18 protein-coding genes are annotated in these 20,643 nt (G+C 38.5%); 12 read left to right on the top strand and 6 right to left on the bottom strand.

Features of this window, described 5'->3' with window-relative positions:
- Positions 1-99: 99 nt before the first annotated feature.
- Positions 100-858 (bottom strand): Nif3-like dinuclear metal center hexameric protein, encoded by a 759-nt coding sequence (locus AC1M9A_RS00335; RefSeq protein WP_481609374.1) that lies wholly within the window; start codon positions 856-858, stop codon positions 100-102.
- 170 nt (positions 859-1,028) lie between these two features.
- Between AC1M9A_RS00335 and AC1M9A_RS00340 the strand changes: the two genes are divergently transcribed.
- On the top strand, positions 1,029-2,216 hold the full coding sequence (locus AC1M9A_RS00340) for a trypsin-like peptidase domain-containing protein (protein WP_180028696.1): 1,188 nt from the start codon (positions 1,029-1,031) through the stop codon (positions 2,214-2,216).
- Between the two features lie 234 nt (positions 2,217-2,450).
- Here the strand turns inward: AC1M9A_RS00340 and AC1M9A_RS00345 are convergent, their stop codons facing one another.
- Positions 2,451-3,455: a Tim44 domain-containing protein gene (locus AC1M9A_RS00345; protein WP_481609375.1), complete on the bottom strand. Its 1,005-nt coding sequence runs from the start codon at positions 3,453-3,455 to the stop codon at positions 2,451-2,453.
- A 131-nt stretch (positions 3,456-3,586) separates the two neighbouring features.
- Positions 3,587-4,975 carry a DNA repair protein RadA gene (gene radA, locus AC1M9A_RS00350; RefSeq protein ID WP_035267023.1) on the bottom strand — a complete coding sequence of 463 codons (1,389 nt, stop codon included), beginning with the start codon at positions 4,973-4,975 and terminating at the stop codon, positions 3,587-3,589.
- A gap of 187 nt (positions 4,976-5,162) precedes the next feature.
- Between radA and AC1M9A_RS00355 the strand changes: the two genes are divergently transcribed.
- Positions 5,163-5,561, top strand: coding sequence for a hypothetical protein (locus tag AC1M9A_RS00355; protein ID WP_481589700.1), 399 nt, complete (start codon positions 5,163-5,165; stop codon positions 5,559-5,561).
- A 58-nt stretch (positions 5,562-5,619) separates the two neighbouring features.
- Here AC1M9A_RS00355 and AC1M9A_RS00360 read toward each other — a convergent pair whose 3' ends face one another.
- Positions 5,620-6,978 (bottom strand): alanine/glycine:cation symporter family protein, encoded by a 1,359-nt coding sequence (locus AC1M9A_RS00360; RefSeq protein ID WP_481609376.1) that lies wholly within the window; start codon positions 6,976-6,978, stop codon positions 5,620-5,622.
- Between the two features lie 323 nt (positions 6,979-7,301).
- Here AC1M9A_RS00360 and AC1M9A_RS00365 point away from each other — a divergent pair, with 323 nt between their 5' ends.
- From AC1M9A_RS00365 to AC1M9A_RS00385, 5 genes are all read left to right on the top strand, one after another.
- Positions 7,302-8,699, top strand: coding sequence for an amino acid permease (locus AC1M9A_RS00365; protein WP_481609377.1), 1,398 nt, complete (start codon positions 7,302-7,304; stop codon positions 8,697-8,699).
- A 150-nt stretch (positions 8,700-8,849) separates the two neighbouring features.
- Entirely contained in the window at positions 8,850-9,044 is a 195-nt protein-coding gene (lptM, locus tag AC1M9A_RS00370) for an LPS translocon maturation chaperone LptM (RefSeq protein ID WP_092765967.1), read from the top strand.
- A gap of 47 nt (positions 9,045-9,091) precedes the next feature.
- Positions 9,092-10,336 (top strand): diaminopimelate decarboxylase, encoded by a 1,245-nt coding sequence (lysA, locus tag AC1M9A_RS00375; RefSeq protein WP_481591278.1) that lies wholly within the window; start codon positions 9,092-9,094, stop codon positions 10,334-10,336.
- Between the two features lie 11 nt (positions 10,337-10,347).
- Entirely contained in the window at positions 10,348-11,190 is an 843-nt protein-coding gene (gene dapF, locus AC1M9A_RS00380) for a diaminopimelate epimerase (RefSeq protein WP_035267038.1), read from the top strand.
- 112 nt (positions 11,191-11,302) lie between these two features.
- Positions 11,303-12,220 (top strand): tyrosine recombinase XerC, encoded by a 918-nt coding sequence (locus AC1M9A_RS00385; protein ID WP_481609378.1) that lies wholly within the window; start codon positions 11,303-11,305, stop codon positions 12,218-12,220.
- A 60-nt stretch (positions 12,221-12,280) separates the two neighbouring features.
- Here AC1M9A_RS00385 and AC1M9A_RS00390 read toward each other — a convergent pair whose 3' ends face one another.
- The gene (locus AC1M9A_RS00390; protein ID WP_481596773.1) at positions 12,281-13,951 is read right to left on the bottom strand and encodes an amidase; all 1,671 of its coding nucleotides are present in this window, start codon (positions 13,949-13,951) and stop codon (positions 12,281-12,283) included.
- A 336-nt stretch (positions 13,952-14,287) separates the two neighbouring features.
- On the opposite strand from AC1M9A_RS00390, the gene AC1M9A_RS00395 reads away from it, so the two are divergent.
- Together AC1M9A_RS00395 and mtlD are read left to right on the top strand one after the other, a co-directional pair.
- Entirely contained in the window at positions 14,288-14,662 is a 375-nt protein-coding gene (locus AC1M9A_RS00395) for a hypothetical protein (protein WP_481588525.1), read from the top strand.
- 210 nt (positions 14,663-14,872) lie between these two features.
- Positions 14,873-17,020, top strand: a complete 2,148-nt coding sequence (gene mtlD / locus AC1M9A_RS00400; RefSeq protein ID WP_481607103.1) for a bifunctional mannitol-1-phosphate dehydrogenase/phosphatase — start codon at positions 14,873-14,875, stop codon at positions 17,018-17,020.
- 86 nt (positions 17,021-17,106) lie between these two features.
- Here the strand turns inward: mtlD and AC1M9A_RS00405 are convergent, their stop codons facing one another.
- The gene (locus AC1M9A_RS00405; protein ID WP_092765973.1) at positions 17,107-17,601 is read right to left on the bottom strand and encodes an Lrp/AsnC family transcriptional regulator; all 495 of its coding nucleotides are present in this window, start codon (positions 17,599-17,601) and stop codon (positions 17,107-17,109) included.
- Positions 17,602-17,713: 112 nt separating this feature from the next.
- Here AC1M9A_RS00405 and AC1M9A_RS00410 point away from each other — a divergent pair, with 112 nt between their 5' ends.
- The 3 genes from AC1M9A_RS00410 to AC1M9A_RS00420 all read left to right on the top strand — a co-directional run bounded on the left by AC1M9A_RS00410 (position 17,714) and on the right by AC1M9A_RS00420 (position 20,478).
- A complete protein-coding gene (locus tag AC1M9A_RS00410) occupies positions 17,714-18,322 on the top strand; it encodes a LysE family translocator (protein ID WP_035266421.1) in 609 nt (202 codons plus the stop codon).
- Between the two features lie 452 nt (positions 18,323-18,774).
- A complete protein-coding gene (locus AC1M9A_RS00415; protein ID WP_035266425.1) occupies positions 18,775-19,527 on the top strand; it encodes an electron transfer flavoprotein subunit beta/FixA family protein in 753 nt (250 codons plus the stop codon).
- 18 nt (positions 19,528-19,545) lie between these two features.
- Complete coding sequence (locus AC1M9A_RS00420; protein WP_481609379.1) at positions 19,546-20,478, top strand: FAD-binding protein; 933 nt, start codon at positions 19,546-19,548, stop codon at positions 20,476-20,478.
- Positions 20,479-20,643 lie beyond the last annotated feature (165 nt).

Raw genomic sequence — 20,643 nt, forward strand, 5'->3', positions numbered from 1 at the left:
CACCATATTTTGCGCATTACTTATAAATAAGAATACAGAATAAAGCGTGAATTAATACGTATAAGCTCACTCCAATTTAAAACGCGTGGTTAAATCAATTTAAATAGGATTATTGAGTTCAACGTAATGATATTCAAGACCAAATTGTTCACAAATTGCTTGACCTAGTCGTTGAACACCATAACGTTCAGTCGCATGATGTCCACATGCGTAATAATGCACATCTAATTCTAAAGCTTGATAAAAGGTACGCTCACTAACTTCACCTGAAATATAAGCATCGCAATTTTGTTCGGCAGCTTTAGTGATAAAGTCTTGAGCACCGCCAGTACAAAATCCAACTTTTTGAATACTTGGTTTATCAGCCATCAAATGTATCGCATCATAATTAAGTTGTTGTGACACAAAAGCTTTGAACTCATCTGGTGTCATTGCATTTTTTAAATAGCCGATATTTCCAATGGGATGACGTTCACTCGGATCAAGTGCTTCAATTTGATCAAGATGAAGTAAATCCGCTATCGCAGCATTATTTCCCAAGCTAGGGTGGCTATCGAGAGGTAAATGATAAGCTAATAGTGAAATATCACGTTGAATGAGTGATTTAATTCGCTTGCCACGCATTCCTGTAATCGGAGATGGCTCACCTTTCCAAAAATAGCCATGGTGAACCAATAAAACATCAGCTTGCAGCTCGATTGCAGCATCAATGGCTGATTGAGAAGCCGATACAGCACAAACAATTCGCTTTACTTCTGTTTTACCTTCGATTTGCAGACCATTGGGAGCGTAATCTTTAAATTCATTGGCCTTTAGGGTCTGATCACACCATTGGATAATGTCGTTTAGCTTTGCCATAATGTTCTTAAGTCTGTGAAAATATAAAGATCAAAGCATATTTTTAATCTTAACTAAAGCCGAACAAAACTATTTTCACAATTTTAGGTATATAAATTTTTTTTGATTACAATATGCAGTCATAAAATACTTTTGTCATCAATAAATTAAAATTCTCAGAGGATATTAAAGTGCGCCGGTCCTTTACATGGTTACCATGGGTGTTACTCATTATTGTCATTATTAGTTTTGTCACATGGCAAAAACTAAATCAACCAAAGCCTCAAATAGCAGCTGATGGATATAAAATGCCAGCTGAAAAAGTAGAACCTTTGGTGGATACGACACGTTCTGGGGGAGTAGTGTCATACAATGCTGCGGTAAAGGTCGCAGCACCTGCAGTCGTTAATATTTTTACAACACAAACTGTAAAAAAAGTGGATCATCCGATTTTAAATGATCCTGTTTTTAGAGAATTTTTTGGTGGTCAATTACCTGAACGTTTTGGACAAGAACCAAATGAAAATAGTTTGGGTTCGGGGGTGATTGTTCGACCTGATGGTTATATTCTGACTAATAATCATGTGATTGCACAGGCTGACCAGATTGTTGTGGCTTTGTATGATGGTCGTCGAGCAGAAGCCAAAGTAATTGGAACAGATCCTGATACGGATTTAGCAGTCATTAAAATCGAAATGGACAAACTGCCAGTGCTTCCTTTCAAACTGAGTGGAAATGAAGTTGGAGATGTTGTACTCGCAATTGGTAATCCATTTGGCGTGGGACAAACAGTTACGCAAGGGATCATATCTGCGACAGAACGTTCGGGATTGGGTATAAATTTCTATGAAGATTTTATTCAAACCGATGCTGCTATTAATCCAGGTAATTCTGGGGGAGCACTCATTGATGTTGCAGGTAATTTGATTGGGATTAATACTGCAATTTTCTCGCAATCTGGTGGTTCTTTAGGAATTGGTTTTGCTATTCCTGCTAAAGTCTGCCAGCAAGTTCTAAATTCAATATTAAAAGAAGGCAGAGTAATTCGAGGGTGGCTAGGTATTGGTTTGGCGAATCCGACGCAACCCGATGTATTACAACCTCGTGAGAAGGGTGTAATTGTGAGCAGCGTCTATGAGTCTGGTCCTGCAGATAAAGCTAAGATTAAAGTCGGTGATCGGATCATGAAAGTAAATGATCAGGAGATCAATAATCCATCACAATTGATTAATTATGTTGCAATGCAATCACCGAATACCTCTGCAAAAATTGAGATTTTACGTGAAGGTAAGAGCATCAATACTGAAGTGGTTATTGGTGAACGACCAGCTGAAACCAGCGATCGTAATAGCCAGTATATTCCATTACCTCGTCGTTAAATTAACAAGCCCCAGTAATATGGGGCTTTTTTATAATTCTTAGATTCTATATTGTTTCATACCTTTGAATGAATCTGAATAAATCTGCTATTTAATAATTAAATACGGTCATGCATTCCTAAGTGACGGTGAGATAGGGTTTTAACACATGCAAAATTGAATTCACTCAAGAAGGATTAAACAGTGTGCGAAACAAAAAAAGCCAGTGGTTCACTGGCTTTTTTGATAATAAAATTAGCTTTCCTGTTGAATACCCGCAACCAACCAATCTTGATTAGAACCTGCTGGTTTAACGAAATGCCAAACTTCAGCAAACGGTTGTGGAAGGCTATTTAAGTCTTCACTTACCGTACCCGTGAAACGAACGCTGACAATGTATTGACCATTTTCAGTCGCAGAATCAACAACCATAGCATTCAGATTTGAAAACTCAGCTACGTCTTGATCTTGGTTACCCATAATATCGTTATACATCGATTGATAAAGATCAGGCGTCAAATAACGTTGAATCTCAGCAATATTACTTGCCGTATTCATCGATTGAATATGGTTGAAGCGTTGGCGTGCAATGCGTAAGAAAGCAGCTGGTTCAGTTCCGTCAGGTAGCTGACTTCCACTAGACATTGTTGCTGCACCAAAAGGAGCTTGTGGTGCTTGACCAAATGGCGCTTGAGATGCAGCTGTGCCACCGCCCACAGATTGACCAAAAATATTGGTATTGTCATTAGACACTGAAGGGCGAGGTGCAGCAGTTTGACCAAACGGTGCAGATTGTGGACCTGAACTGTTTGGTGCATAAGGGTTGTTAGCCGCTAATTTTTTTTTTGCTCCGAATTTACGGAAGATGAAGAACGCAGCAGCAGCAATAATCAACAACCATACCCAACTTGGGATACCACCTTCTTCCTCAGGTTGTGCAGCAACTTCTGCTTGACTTGCTGGAACAGTATCATCATCTGCTAAAGCATTTGCTGCGACTGCACCAATTGCAGCACCAGCAACACCAGCAGCGACCATACCACCCACACCAGGACCAGACTTTTGAGGCGCAGTCGCTGGAGCAGCAGGTTGTTGGGCAGGAGTAGCTTGACGTGGTTGCTGATATGATTGGGTTGGAGCAGCAGAACGGCTCATACCATGGCTTTTACCACCACCAGCACGTTTTGCTTCTGCAAAAGGCGCTACCATGAGTGTCGCCATTAAAATACCCGCAACTAAACTACGCTGTCGAACTTCCATCTAAAATTCCTATTTTAAAAAGTTAATTTCACACTGTATTTATGCAGTCTTTTGGCTTAAATTTCAACTTAAACCTCAATTTTTTTCAGTATTCATACACAGTGTATAGTTAAATAAATTGATCAGCTGAATTAATGTTCATCCGCTAAGCTCATCGCTTCAGTTAAAGCTTCATGTAGACGGGCAACGGCGATAATGCGAACACCAGGAATATCCTTTTGTGGTGCATTCGCTCTAGGGACTATAATATATTTAAACCCGTGCTTAATTGCTTCCTTCAACCGTTCCTGCCCGTTAGGTACGGGGCGAATCTCTCCCGATAATCCCACTTCGCCAAATACAGCCAATTGCTGAGGGAGTGCTTTTGCTCTCAAACTTGAAGCACAGGCCAATAAGACGGCGAGATCTGAACCTGTTTCAGTAATTTTTAAGCCACCAACAACATTCACATATACGTCTTGACCAGAAGTTTGAACACCACCATGACGGTGCATGACGGCGAGTAGCATATTCAAACGGTTTTGCTCAAGACCCAATGCAACACGGCGAGGTTGACCATGCGCGTCATCTACTAGGGCTTGCACTTCAACTAAGAGTGGACGTGTGCCTTCTCGACTAATCATGACGATAGAACCAGGAATCGCTTCATCATATCGGCTAAGAAAGATGGCTGAGGGATTGGCAACCTCTCTAAGCCCTTTATCAGTCATCCCAAAAACACCGAGTTCATTGACTGCACCAAAACGATTTTTAACAGCTCGAATCATTCGATAACGTGAATCAGATTGACCTTCAAAATAAAGTACGCAATCGACCATGTGTTCTAAAACACGAGGGCCAGCTAAAGCACCTTCTTTGGTCACATGACCCACAATAAATAAAGCTGTTCCGCTGTTCTTCGCAAAACGTGTCAGAAGGGCTGCAGATTCTCGAATTTGAGAAACGCCGCCTGGCGCAGACTGTAAAGTTTCAGTGTATAAAGTTTGAATCGAGTCTAAGATCGCGACAGCAGGTCGTTCATGCGCTAATACTTCGCAAATACGCTCTACGCACGTCTCAGCCATCACTTTTAATTGATCAGTTGGAAGATCCAAACGATTGGCACGTAATGCAACTTGAGATAAAGATTCCTCACCAGTGACATATAGGGCGGAACTTTTCGCGGCAGCCATATGGGTTGCCGTCTGCAAAAGAATAGTTGATTTACCAATACCAGGGTCACCACCGATCAGTACAACTGAACCAGTAACAAGCCCTCCGCCTAAAACGCGATCAAATTCTCCAATCCCTGTTGCTAAACGTGTTTCGTGAGAAACTGAAACTTGATTCAAAGTAGTGATTGATGCTGCTTGACCAGCATAACCGCCTGCAATTTTTGGATTTGCGCGATGCGTAATCGCTGGGGCAATGGTGACTTCAACTAAACTGTTCCATTCTCCGCATTCTGAGCATTGACCTGCCCATTTAGGATGATCTGCGCCACATTGTTCACAGCGATATACACTTTTTGCTTTAGCCATAACTTGATATAGGTTTTGTGATTTTCTATATGCTGAGCATACTGAGTAAAGGTCGCGAAAACAAAAAAATATTGATCAAATTTAAAAACAATAAGACAAGTCATGACGTGTGCTTTAACGAGATATTGAATTAAAGCGATCATGAATTAATTTATACTCATATCAAGAATCGACTGAGTTATTTGATATGCGCTTGTACGCCCAACATATTGATGCCATCGCACGTGAAATACAGCGTGATGTGCTGTTTATTCATTTTGAGAATTACACGGATGATCAGAATGAGGAAGAAAATATTCGAGATCTTGTGATTACATGGCTTGAACAACATGAAATTGAATTTGAGCCATGTCTAGGTTTGTCAGGTGAGGATGAAATTGATAGCTATCTGGGTGACCTATATCTAGATATTCCTTTTGATGAGCAAAATAAGCAGTATCAGCTGGTTAAAAATTATCTTGAAGATGAACAAGGCAATATGATAATTGAACATGTTCTATTTTTTGTATTGAGCTTAGAGGTTGCGGAAGAAATTGCAAAGGATCAAGAGGAAAAACAAAATTTGAATGAGCAGAAATTTTCGTGAAAAGATAAAAAAGCCTCATCAATGAGGCTTTTTTATTGGTTTAATTCTATTAATTTATTTAATAAAGCTCACCAGATTTTCGACGTTCAATAAAGTCTTTAGATTCTTTTGCAATGACTCCAGAAAGTAATAATAAGGCAATTAAGTTTGGTGCTGCCATTAACCCATTGAAGGTGTCTGCGAAAAGCCAAACTAAATCAAGTGTGACGACACAGCCTACAAATACCGAAGCAATATAAATGAGACGATAGATAAATACTGACTTTTCACCCAGTAAATAGGTGCAACATTTTTCACCGTAATAACTCCAACCTAAAATAGTTGAATAAGCAAAAAAGATGATTCCGAACGTAACAACCCAGCCCCCAAATCCTGGTAGTAATTTGTCAAAAACACTAATGGTCAAAACAGCCCCAGTTTGATCACCAAATGATTGTCCTGCCATGATGAAACCCATAACAAGAACAATACCCGTAATTGAGCACACAATAATCGTATCAATGAATGTACCTGTCATTGAAACTAGGCCTTGACGGGCAGGGTGATCAGTTTTAGCTGCTGCCGCTGCAATTGGAGCAGAGCCCATACCAGCTTCGTTTGAAAATACACCACGGGCAACACCGTAACGAATCGCTGCACCGATGGCTCCACCTGCTGCTGCTTCACCTGTGAATGCATAGGTAAAGATCATTTTTAAAGCAGGAACAACTAATTCAAGGTTATTGAAAATAATAATTAGCCCGCCAATGACATAGCCTAGAGCCATGACTGGAACAATAACTGAGGATGCTTTGGAAATAGACTTAATACCGCCTAAAATCACCAATGCAGAGAAAATTGTAATAATGATGGCAGTGGTGAGCGTGCTTATACCCAAACTATTTTCTACTGCTAGTGCCACTGTGTTTGATTGAACTGAGCTACCAATACCAAAGGATGCTAATGTACCAAATAATGCGAAGAGGACTGCGAGCCACTTCCATTTCGCGCCAAGTCCTCGTTCAATGTAGTACATTGGACCACCAGACATTTCTCCTTTTTCATTTTTTACACGGTATTTGACCGCCAAAACACCTTCACCGTATTTGGTTGCCATACCGAAAAAAGCAGTCATCCACATCCAGAATACAGCACCCGGACCACCCAGTACACAAGCAGTCGCTACCCCTGCGATATTACCTGTACCAATCGTGGCTGAAAGTGCGGTCATGAGTGAGGCAAATTGTGAGATATCTCCCGAGTCTTTTTTATCTGGGTGTTTCCCGAACACTTGTTTAAATGCCAATGGAAGCATCCTGAATTGCCAAAAAAGTAGACGGAATGTTAAGAAAACACCTGTCCCAACAATCAGCACCAGCATATAAGGTCCCCAGACTAAGCCGCTGAGTGTTTCCATGATTGATTGTATTTCTTGCATAAATTACCTTCTTATTTTCCTGATTGTTTTTTACATGCATGATCAAGCAAGGGATATGCCATACTTTTGCGCGATCAAACACATCATTCCTTTTGATTATTTTTTTGCACTTATATTTTTTACATATAACAACAAGATTTTCAATATTTTACTCAAAATAAGATAAATAAATATGATGAATAATTGATCATTCTGGTGATATATAAGAAAAATGAATTAATACTTTAAACTAATTAGAAAATATTGATCGTGCTAATTTTCTTTTTGAAATCTGATTTTTTTCAGTTAAGTTGTGCCGATTAATATATTTGGTGAATTTGAAAATGTCAGATCAAAATATAAATTCGCCTCAGCAAAATGGTGAATTACAACGAAGTCTATCCAATCGACATTTGCAGTTAATTGCAATTGGAGGCGCAATTGGAACAGGTTTGTTCATGGGCTCTGGGAAAACAATTAGCCTAGCTGGTCCTTCAATTCTTGTAATTTACATGATCATCGGTTTCATGGTTTTTTTAGTGATGCGAGCACTAGGCGAATTGTTGCTTTCAAATTTGAAATATAAGTCGTTTATAGATTTCGCCACGGATTTAATTGGACCATGGGCAGGTTACTTTGTGGGCTGGACCTACTGGCTGTGTTGGATCACCATCGGTATTGCAGATTTATCGGCGATCATTTATTACCTTCAGTTCTTCAATAATGGGATGCCTTTTAGCCCTGAAGAAGGGGTAATGATTAGCATCGCTGCAATCGTATTTATTATGGGATTGAATCTTGTTACAGTGAAACTGTTTGGTGAATTAGAATTCTGGTTTGCTTTAATCAAGATTATCGCAATTGTGGTTTTAATTGGCGTTGGCTTTTGGATGATATTTACAGGTTTCACTTCTACATCAGGTGAAATCGCAGCATTTAGCAATATTTGGTCAAACGGCGGGATCTTCCCAACAGGTGCAATCGGTTTCTTGGCAGGCTTCCAAATCGCAATTTTTGCTTTTGTGGGTGTAGAACTGGTGGGTACAACCGCAGCTGAAACTAAAGATCCTGAAACGAACTTGCCGAAAGCTGTCAACTCGATTCCTATTCGAATCATTATTTTCTATGTTTTGTCGTTGCTGGTGGTGATGTCGGTTACACCATGGAATAAGATTGATCCGAATATTTCCCCATTTGTAAACTTGTTTAGTCAAGCAGGTATTGCAGCCGCTGCTATTATTATGAATTTGGTTGTATTGTCTTCAGTGATGTCATCGATGAACAGTGGCGTATTCTCAACCAGCCGTATGCTGTTTGGCTTGTCGCGCGAGACTCAAGCTCCTGAAGCTTTTGGAAGACTGAATAAGCGAGCTGTGCCAGCGAATGCCTTGTATTTCTCAGCAGTATGTTTGTTACTAGGGGCAGCACTGCAATACTTCGTACCGAATACGGTGGAAGCATTTACTTTAGCGACAACACTTTCCACCATTTTATTTATTTGTGTATGGTTGATGATTATTTGGAGTTATGTGGTGTATTACAAAACACGCCCAGAACTTCATGCCAAATCGAAATTTAAACTACCAGGTGGATTGGTGACATGTGCGATTGTTGCTATATTCTTTATTGGCATGATTGGAGTATTGGCTTTAGAAGATGATACTCGCCGTGCATTGATGGTGAGCCCGATTTGGTTTGTTATTCTGATCATTGGTTATTTTGGTTTTTATAAGAAAAAATAAAAACTTATAAATGATTTGCAATTTAGGTCAAAAGAAACGTCAGTAATTACTGGCGTTTTTTTATTTCTGTTATTAATCTGTTGCGTTAAATACTTTGGTGAATTAGATGATCAAGGTATACTTCTATAAATTTTACTGATAGGTGTAGGTATGCGTATTTTGATCGGAGTTATCAGTGCAGCCGTTGTTTCAATCTTGGCTGGATGTGGTCAGACTGGTGCATTACAACTACCCAGTGATCCAAACTATGACAAGCGAGCACAATATTTAATTTATAAAAACAATGATCGCCCAAGTCAGGATCAAGCTGAACCTAAAGCAGATGCTGCACCTACTCAAGATTAATATTCATTTATTTTTTTTCTCCAGCGCAATTTAGAAAGGATACATCCATGAGTTTCCCTCGCATTCAAGGGGTTTTGCACGCAGAACAATGTTCATTGGATCAACTTGCTCAGCAATTTGGTACACCACTTTATGTTTATTCAAAAGCAACTTTTGAAAAACATTATTTGGATATGGATCGTGCTTTTAATTTTATCGATCACCAAATTTGTTTTGCAGTGAAGTCAAACTCAAATATCGCTGTTCTAAATGTGTTGGCGAAACTTGGTTGCGGGTTTGATATCGTGACTGGTGGTGAATTAGCACGTGTTTTACGCGCAGGTGGTGACGCTTCTAAAATAGTCTTCTCTGGTTTGGGCAAGTCTGAAGCTGACATTCGTCAAGCATTAGAAGTGGGTATTGCTTGTTTTAATGTGGAATCATATGCAGAGCTTGACCGTATTCAAAAAGTTGCAGCAGAACTTAATGTAAAAGCTCCAATTTCACTTCGGGTAAATCCAGATGTTGATGCCAAAACACATCCATATATCTCGACTGGTCTTAAAGAAAATAAATTTGGTATTCCTTCTGATTCGGTATATGAAACTTATCAGTATGCAGCAAGTTTAAGTCACTTAGATATCGTAGGAATTGATTGTCATATTGGTTCACAATTGACTGAAACTCAACCTTTTGTTGATGCACTTGATCGTGTCATGAACATGATTGAAGCATTGAAAAAATTAGGGATCAACCTCAAACATATTGATATTGGTGGTGGTCTTGGTGTGACTTATAAAGATGAAGTTCCACCGACAGTTGAAGAATATGCAAATGCTTTACGTCCTGCATTAGAAAAACTTGGTCTTAAAGTGTATATGGAGCCAGGGCGTAGTATTTCGGCGAATGCTGGCGTATTGGTGACGAAAGTTGATCTTTTAAAACCAACCAATCATCGCAATTTTGCAATTGTTGATGCAGCAATGAATGACTTGATTCGTCCTTCTTTGTACGAAGCTTGGATGGATATCCAAGAGGTTAATCAAAATTCGAAAACTGAGAAAAAAGTTTGGGATGTGGTTGGTGCGATCTGTGAAACAGGTGACTTCCTCGGTAAAGAGCGTGAACTTGCGATTCAAGCGAACGATCATTTGGCCGTTTTAGGTGCAGGTGCCTATGGTTTTGTGATGAGTTCAAATTACAACAGCCGAGGTCGTGCAGCAGAGGTGATGGTTGACGGTGATCAAGCACACTTAATTCGTCAACGTGAAACGATTGAGTCTCTGTGGGAACGTGAGTCCTTATTGCCTTAAGGAGACAATAGATGTTGCTAGAATTTACTAAAATGCATGGTCTGGGTAATGACTTCATGGTGGTTGATTTAATCAGCCAACGTGCTTATCTAGATCCTGTCATGATTCGCCGTTTGGCTGACCGTAATTTTGGCATCGGTTTTGATCAGTTATTAATAGTTGAAACACCAGATCATCCGAATGTGGATTTCAAATATCGCATTTTTAATGCGGATGGTTCTGAAGTTGAGCAATGTGGTAATGGGGTTCGTTGTTTTGCCAAATTTGTTCATGATCGTCATTTAACCAATAAAACTAAATTCAAAGTTCAAACAAAGGCGGGGATTGTCGAGCCTGAGTTGGGTGCGAATGGATGGGTTCGTGTGAACATGGGGTATCCGAAGTTCTTACCGAACCAAATCCCATTTTTAGCAGAAGCGCCTGCTGCTTTATATGATTTAGCTTTAGCGGATAATGAGACGATCAGCATCGATGTGGTCAATATGGGAAATCCGCATGCAGTGACCATTGTGCCAGACGTGTTAACTGCTGATGTTGCTAAAATAGGCCCTCAAGTGGAATCTCACGAACGTTTTCCTGAGCGTGTAAATGCTGGATTTATGCAGATCGTTGATGAAAAACATGCTCGATTACGAGTTTTTGAACGTGGTGTGGGAGAAACATTAGCTTGTGGTACAGGTGCATGTGCTGCTGCTGTCTCAGGTATGCGCCGTGGTTTATTGTCTAGCAATGTGGAAATCGAACTTGCCGGCGGTAAATTGCTGATTGAATGGAAAGAGGGAGATGTGGTTTGGATGACTGGTCCAACTGCAACGGTTTATGAAGGTCGTTTGGATCTACGTTATTTTCAATAAAACTTATTTCCTAACTAAAAAGCCCTGAAATTCAGGGCTTTTTACTTTATGATTTGTTGGAATGCCCACGAGTATTGATGATTAGACATCGATTCAATAGAGAGAAAGCCAAATGCAATATGGCGCAATGCAATTGCTGTCAATGTGGTTGAAAGAGAGAAAGATTCAAAATCAATCTGAGCATACGCTTGAGGCGTATTTCCGTGATGTGTCTGGTTTTATTGACTTTTGTTATGAAAAGAAAATTGAATTAAATCAAGTTGAAGCATCTGATTTACGAGAATATATGGCTTATAAGGTTGAACAACATCAACTCAACAGTGCAAGCTTACAACGTCATTTAACAGCCATTCGTCAATTCATGAAATGGGCTGTGGAAGGGAAATATGTATCGAATAATCCCATTCATGATTTTAAGTTAAAAAGACAGCCAAGGCCTTTGCCGGGTATGGTTGATGTCGAAACGATTCAGCAAATCTTGGATCAACCGGCACCTGAATCCTCTCAAGATCATCTCTTGTGGTTAAGAGATAAAGCTATTTTAGAGCTGCTTTATTCAAGTGGTTTACGATTAGCTGAAGTACAAGGATTGAATATTCGAGATATCGATTTTACACGACAATTACTTCGAATTACAGGTAAGGGAAATAAAACTCGGGTTGTTCCTTTTGGTTTGAAAGCGAAAACGAGTTTAATCGAATGGCTTAAAGTCCATCGTATCTGGTGTGGGGAAATTGAGTTAGATTCCCCAGTTTTTATTACTAAAAAAGGGAATCGATTGACGAATCGACAGATTGAAAATCGAGTCAAATTGCAAGCACAGAGAGCGGGCGTAAATGTGGATTTACACCCTCATTTATTGCGACACTGTTTTGCTAGTCATCTGCTTTCAAACAGTGGTGATTTACGAGCAGTTCAAGAAATGCTAGGTCATAGTAATCTATCTACGACACAAATTTATACTCAGTTAGATTTTGATCGTTTGGCTCAAGTCTATGATAAAGCTCATCCTAGAGCCCAAAAATCTTAATCCTCAGTATTAAGTATATTGAATATACTTAATACTGTACTGAATGATAAAGTTATCTGTTTAAAGTGCTGGTGTGTGTATAGGTATCATACGTGCGGGATTCACTTTTTGGAATGCGACTGCGATTTCAAATAAAGTCGGCTCATCAAATTCACGAGCAATAAACTCGATGTTAACATTCATAGGATAACTACTGCGACTTGAGTTCACTGATTTAGCAGGCATAGATAATGCAGGAAAACCACTAAACGGACTTAGGCGATTATTTGTACCTGTGGTCGGGCTACTTCCTAAATTGCCAGCAAACCCAGTAATAGAAGGGTAGGCTAAAGCGTCGTATTGTAAGCCTTTACGAGTACCATCTAGTTCAACATTATTTAAAGCGCTATTCATGCGTAAGCGCACGAAAGGACTTCTTTCAGTGGTGTTGCGCTCATAATTCTCAATATATGATGCACTTGTTGGATCAGAATTATAGCCGCTGAAGTTACGGATCATTAGTTCACTAGCGAGTAAATCTTCATACGATTGGTAAATACTTCTTGTGGTCTTTAGATATTCTGTAAGTGATATTTTAAATTCAGCACTTGAAAGACTCGAATAACGTGTCAAAATTGTATTTAGATCGCTTATTGTAACTATTTCTACAGTCGCTCCTGCCTCTTCAAGTTTAGTAATTGCGTTATCCATTGCTTCTTTAACGAGATTGTAGTCTTCTTTCTGTTGAGTGGTTGAACCTTCGGAAGGGTAAAGTGCTTGTACTATACCAATACGCTTTCCTACAAGACTTACAGTGTCATGAGGAACGTAGCTATTCGGTTGATTAATCAATTCGCGGTAAGCAGACTCTGATTTTAGAAGAGGAGAAGTACGTGCAAATTCACTACGTTGATTTGAACTTAATGAGCTATCAAATCCGATCATTGCATCCATTAATTTTGCACAGTCAATAGCTTGTCTACACATTGGTCCAGCAGTATCTTGAGTTGGTGCCAGTGGAATAATTCCATCTTGGCTCAAAAGACGTAAAGATGGTCGTAAACCGACAAGACCCTGTACTGATGAAGGCACACGAATTGACCCTCCCGTATCAGTTCCTATTCCCACCATTGCAAAACTTGCAGATATGGCAGCGCCAGTTCCTGATGATGAACCACCTGGGCCTTTACTTAAGTCATACACATTTTTAGTTTGATCACCTAGAGTTGATTTTCCACCAAAGCCGAAAGCGAACTCATCAAGATTGGCTTTTCCTAAAATGATTCCGCCATTTTCTTTGATATTTTTTATGATATAGGCATCATCATGTGGAAAATTATCTTTTAATGCTACAGAACCTGCTGTGTTCGCCATATCTACAGCATCAATATTGTCTTTAGCGAGTACAGTGACACAGTGAAGAGGTCCTGAAAGTTTCGAATTTTTTGCAAATTGTTGGTCGAGCACTTCTGCTTCTTTAAGTGCATTTGGGTTTAAAGAAATAATGCTATTGAGCTCTGGACCTTGTCGATCGTAAGCTGATATACGATTTAAATATCCTTGCACAACATCAACACAAGATGAACCTTTGCTTAAAATCGAGTTATGCAAATCACTAATGGTTGCTTCTACAGGATTAAACGGGACAGGAGGCGGCGTGTTAGAATTATTTGTGCTACTTTCATTGTCACCACAGGCTGTTAAGAAAGTTGCTATCGTGACAACAAGCAGAGTTTTTTTAAATGTGATCATGTGCATTCCCCAGATTAAGTTCAAACTGGTTAAGCAATGAATGTGCCACTCTAAAAATGAATGAAATTTACAGTTTTATGCTCCAGAAAATAGCTAATAACCATTGATATAAATAAAATGCGTTAATTTAATGCGAATAAAATTATTTGAAAAATAATGTATTGTTGGGATTGAGCTTTTGAAAGCTGCGCTTTTAAAAATAATTTTCCCTTGAACTTTAGCTTAAATTTTTCGAATTGAATTTTTTTAATACGATTTTTAAGGTATAACTTTAATAGATGGATTTAAGTTGTATACAAATTAAAAAATATTTTGCAGGAATGATTAGGTCAAGCCATGATTGACAATATTGATCAAAAGTATCAGCAACTCTCTTCAGCACAAAAAGACATTTTTGCAGGTTATGGTTTACGTCAGGTGAAACATTTTGTGGAAATCAATTTACCGATGATTGAGGCCGCTCTCCCCAACAATGCCTATGTGCAGGGTATTAATACTGAAGGAAAAATCCAAGCGATTGATCCAATAGCATCTAAGACTTATTTGTGGATTTCTGATCAGCAATGGCAAGAAAGACCTATTGCAGATCAAGGAGTTGATTTGAAAGAAGACTTTATTGAAGTTTGGAAAATTTTTGAACTAGAACAATATCCTATTATTGAATTGAGTCACGTCCATCGTGATTACTTGGCGGCGCTCAATCAAGTTTGAAAAAAATCATTTAAAAAACAGGGCTAATAATTTTAGCTCTGTTACTTTATAGAAAATTAAATTTACCCGTTTCCAACAACTCAATACATAAAGATAAAATTATTGATTAAATAACGTTCAATTTTGTTTCATATATTTATTCTGCTCATTCGATTCAGTCAAATTCTTTACACTTGTCTAATAATTTTGAATTTTTTTGGAGAGGGGTAAATGATTAAATTTCATGAAAATAATATCCATGCCGCCATTTTTGATATGGATGGCACAATGTTTGATACGGAGCGACTTCGTTTTCAAACGTTGAAGCAAGCATCATTAGAACTCATTGGTGTCGAATTTACAGACGCCTATTTATTATCTTGTTTGGGTTTAAGTGCTCGTAGTGCCGAAAAACTGGCAAATCAGCAATATGGTCAAGAAGTACCGTATGCGGAAATCAGAAAGCGAGCAGATCAGCTAGAACTTGAGCATGTAAGAAAATACGGAGTGCCGATTAAATTTGGACTCATGCAAGTTCTTGAACGTTTAAGAAAGTCCAATCTGAAAATGGCAGTAGCAACTTCGAGTCGACGTGAAATAGCTGAAGAGTATTTAATCAATGCCAATGTATATAAGTTTTTCGACATTATCGTATGCGGCGATGAGGTTGATAATGGAAAACCACACCCAGAAATTTTCTTAAAAGCTGCTGAGCAACTGAACATTGATCCAACTTTATGTTTAATGTTTGAAGACTCAGAAAATGGAGTGATGTCGGCGTTTGAAGCGGGTGGATTAACGGTATTACTTCAAGATATCAAAGAACCTAATTCAACCATGCTCGAAAAAGCGAATTTCTTTTACGAAAGCATGCATGATTTTCTGGAAGATTTGAATCAATTTACACCAAAATTAAAAATGCCTGCTCTATTTGACTCTTTTCCTCAGACTTTAAATCAGCATGTCGTGGGGATACATGGTTTTGGGGCAATAGGTGGTGGCTATATTGCCCAAGTATTGTCTCATTGGGATGGATATACTCGACCAAAACAAATCTATGCTTCAACGCGGAATTCACTCTATAGAAATAGTGTGAATACTTTTGGTGGTTACAGTATTCGTTATGGGCAACACTCTCATGACGAGCGAATAGACAATATAACCGTCATAGATGCATCAAATATTGAAATGATGCAGCACATGTATATTGAATCAAGTTTAATTGCACTGTGTTTACCTGAAAAGGCAATCGAGCAAGAGGCTAAAACCATTGCTCAAGGGTTGTATGCGCGTTATATCCATTTTGAAGAACAGTTGAATCCTCTAACAGTTTTAATTGTTTTAAACAAAGTAGGCGCAAAATCATTAATTGAACAACAGATTTGTAGTGCTTTGCATGAAATTACGGATGCGAAGACAGTCAATATCATCATGTCGCAGCACTATTTTTGCGATACAGTAGTCAATCGAATGGTAGCTAAAATTACAGATCAAAAACTATTTAGACAGTTAAAAATCAAATACAATATTTTTAGACATGTGCAGCATGAGCATGATTTAGACGTGACGGATGTGGATGAAGGGACGCGTTTAAATGCTGAACAAGAACAATTGGCTACTCAGTATATTGACGATCTATACGAAAAATTCAAATCGGCGCATATTCTACAAAATCTAGAATTGATCTTATTTCATGCCGAAACAGATATGCCACTTTATGTGGAAAATAACAGTCCTTTATTGGCAAAAATGCGCCAAATGATTCTGGTTGAAGAGATTGAAGAGATACAGTTAATCAAAAATCGCATGTGGAATGGTGTTCATGCAATGACAGCATGGGCTGCAAGTTTTCGACAATATGAAACGATCGGGATTGCACTGTCTGATGAGCAAATTTCTAAATTTATGTTGGCAGTACTCCATGAGGTTAAAGTTGGATTAAAGGATCTACTACCACATCGAAAAGAAAATTTAGAACTATTGGCAAAGAGTTTTATCGACTCTTGTGAGACGGCTTATAAAGACCCATGTGATCGAGTGGCGCGAGACCCATATCGTAAGTTAGGTTTTGGTGAGCGGGTACTATCTTCATTGGCATACAATTTTCAACGTGGTAAGCCTTATCAGGAAATTTTCAAAGGGCTTGTATTGGGTTATGCATACGTTATATTGAAGCAAAATCAACGACTTGAAGGTGTGATTCGATATTTTGCGCAGCAACTTAGTCAAACTGAATTGGAGCTTGAGGATCAATTGTATTTACAGGAAGAGCTGAAACGAAGACTCAAAATTTGTGATCCTAAATTGAGTGAATCAGTGGATCAGCATGTACTTTTAGAAAAAATTTTGAATGAAAAAATCGAGGTTGAAAAAACTTAAAGCATTGAAGATTTAACTTTTTAACTTGATCAAAATGGATAATCGGTCCGATCTAAAAAGTCAGTCGGATCGATTGCTTAATGGTATTAAATTGATTGCAGGGGCAGTTGATAGCTTTGTTTAATGATTTGACTGGGTAAATCCGTTTTCACACTGGTAATCCCATTTTTTTTGGTTAAGTGTTCTGACTGAAATTTACGATAGTTCTCCAAATCAGGTACGACAACTTTTAACATCGCATCACATTCGCCCAAAATAATATAGCACTCCATGACTTGAGGGAGTTCTTTCATCGCTTCAATAAAAGTATCGATGGTTTCAGCGTCTTGTCCCACCAACCAAATACGCGAAAATAGAATAAGTTGTAATCCGATTTTTTGAGGATCAACAATGGTTGTGTATTGCTGGATGACTCCAGCATCTTCGAGAATTTTTACGCGTCTTAAACAAGAGGATGGTGATAAGCCAATCTCTTTGGCTAAATCATTATTTTGAATTCGACCGTTGGTTTGAAGTTCATGAATGATACTTTTATCGATACGATCTAATTTAACTGAAATTGATTTAGATATTATTTTCATATATTGGAATTAAATTCTAAAAATTAAAGAATAAATAGAATATTTGAAATCCTATTTTATGTAAATTCGAAGATACTTTTTTTTCATTTTCATTAATGATGGAAGAAAGAAAATGTCTACCTATTGGTTATTTGCTTTGACAGTTATCCCTCTTATTTTTACGCCTGGTCCGGATATGTTATTTATTCTGTCACAGGTAATGGGTAAAAATGCGAAAGCAGGCGTTATGGCGACTTTAGGGGTGTGTTTGGGTTATTTCGTCCATTCTTTTTTAGTCGTTGTGGGTATTGCGGCTATCATTATTTCTTTCCCTATTATTTTTGAAACGATCAAATGGTTAGGAATCTGTTATTTGCTTTATTTGGCATTTAATTTGATTCGATCTGCGCTTAATCACAAAAATATTGAAATTAAACAAAGTCAGGTCATTAGTCCGATTCGACGCGGTTTTATAACATCCTTACTTAATCCTAAAGGTATGCTTATTTATTTTGCGATTTTGCCTCAATTTATTAACCAGCATACCTCTTCGATTATGGGACAGGGGATTGTCTTATCCCTAATCTTCATTGGATTATGCTTAATTATTTATTCATCATTGAGTTTTGTATTTGCATTTTTGACACAGAAAACAGGGATAAATGAAAAACGTCAAAAATGGATTGATGGTGGTTCGGGAGTGATGCTTTCATTGGCAGCAACATGGCTCATTGTGAATTAACATTAAAAAAGCGCAAACTAATGTTTGCGCTTTCTATTCAAATAGAATTAACTTTGGTTAAATTATACTCAAAAAGAATAGCTGTTATTGTAATTTTTGCTGTCTGTTATGACATTTTTTACCTCAAATTTGGTGACTCACGCCAACGCTTTTCAACGTAAAATAAGAGTCTACAGCATCAATTCAACTGATGTAGTTAATAAATTAAAAAAATATTAAAAATCAAAGTTTAATTTTTTACAAAAAATATTGAAAAGCTGACAAATTTATTAACAAAATAATTTTGTGAACGCTCCGTTCAACGAAAATTACGCTTTTTTACAGCAGTTTTGTGAATTGTGACTTGACCGAAATGCCAAACACATTGCAAGATAGGACACCTAAAAATTTTAAATGAAGAGTTATTATAACTTTTCTGAATATTTACTTCTGTTAAAACAGCCGAGGATTACATGAAGGCTCTTGTTGCTGTAAAACGTGTGGTTGATGCCAACGTTAAAGTTCGCGTAAAGCCGGACAATAGTGGGGTTGACCTTACTAACGTTAAAATGTCAATTAACCCATTCTGTGAAATCGCAGTGGAAGAAGCGGTTCGCTTAAAAGAAAAAGGAACTGTTTCAGAAATCGTTGTTGTTTCTATTGGTCCTAAAGAAGCGCAAGAACAAATCCGTTCTGCAATGGCGCTTGGTGCAGACCGCGGTATCCTAGTTGAAGCTGATGATAGCCAACTTGGTGCTTTAGAAGTTGCGAAGATTCTTAAAGGCGTTGTAGACGCTGAACAGCCACAACTTATCCTTCTTGGTAAACAAGCAATTGATGACGACTCTAACCAAGTTGGTCAGATGCTTGGTGCATTACTTGGTGCTGGTCAAGGTACATTTGCTTCAGAAGTTAAAGTTGAAGGCGATAAAGTACAAGTGACTCGTGAAATCGACGGTGGTTTACAAACTGTTGAACTAGCACTTCCAGCGATCATTACGACTGACTTACGTTTGAATGAGCCACGTTATGCTGCTCTACCAAACATCATGAAAGCACGTAAGAAACCGCTTGATACTAAATCTCCTGCAGATTTTGGTGTTAATCCTGCAACTAAGCTTAAGACTGTTAAAGTTGAAGCGCCTGCTGAACGTAAAGCTGGTGTTCAAGTGAAGTCTGTTGATGAGCTTGTTGAAAAACTAAAAAATGAAGCGAAAGTGATCTAATACAGAAGGATAAAAATCATGAGTATTTTAGTAATCGCTGAGCACGACAACAAAGCACTTAACGGTGCAACTTTAAACGTTGTAGCTGCGGCTCAAAAAATCGGTGGTGATATCACTGTATTAGTTGCTGGTTCAGGCGCTCAAGCAGTTGCTGATGAAGCTGCTAAAGTTGCTGGTGTAAGCAAAGTTCTTTTAGCTGATGATGCTGCATATGCAAACCAATTGGCTGAAAATGTAGCGAAGCTTGTTGCTTCAATTGGTACAGGTTATTCACACATTCTTGCGGCGTCTACAACGACGGGCAAAAACGTACTTCCACGTGCTGCTGCACTTCTTGATGTAAGTATGATTACTGACATTATTGCAGTTGATGGTCCTAAAACTTTCAAGCGTCCAATCTATGCTGGTAACGCGATTGCAACTGTAGAGTCTGGTGAATCAGTTGTTGTTGGTACAGTTCGTGGTACAGCGTTTGATGCAGTTGCTGCTGAAGGTGGTTCTGCTGCGGTTGAAGCTGCCACTTCTACTGGTGATGCGGGTATTTCTAAGTTCTTATCTGAAGAAATCGTAAAATCAGAACGTCCAGAATTAACAGCAGCTCGCATTGTTGTATCTGGTGGACGTGGTGTAGGTTCTGGTGAGAACTACCATAAAGTACTTGATCCATTAGCTGATAAGCTTGGTGCAGCTCAAGGTGCATCTCGTGCAGCAGTTGATGCTGGTTTCGTTCCAAACGATATGCAAGTTGGTCAAACGGGTAAAATCGTTGCGCCAGACCTTTATATCGCTGTAGGTATCTCTGGTGCGATTCAGCACTTGGCAGGTATGAAAGATTCTAAAGTGATCGTTGCGATCAATAAGGATGAAGAAGCTCCAATTAATGCAGTAGCTGACTACTGGTTAGTAGGTGACTTAAATACAGTGGTTCCAGAATTGGTTTCTAAAATCTAATTCCTGAACACAGTTTAAAAATGCTCTTGTGCAAGCAGTGAAAGCAATGTTTTACTGCTTTGTGTAAGGGCGTTTTTTTATGCAAAAATTTTAAAAGTACTCGACAATCGAAACTAGAGTATTTCATTTGTATGAAAAGTGATAAAATCCCAGTTTGCTTTTTCT

Source organism: Acinetobacter sp. ANC_7634 (assembly GCF_056779875.1).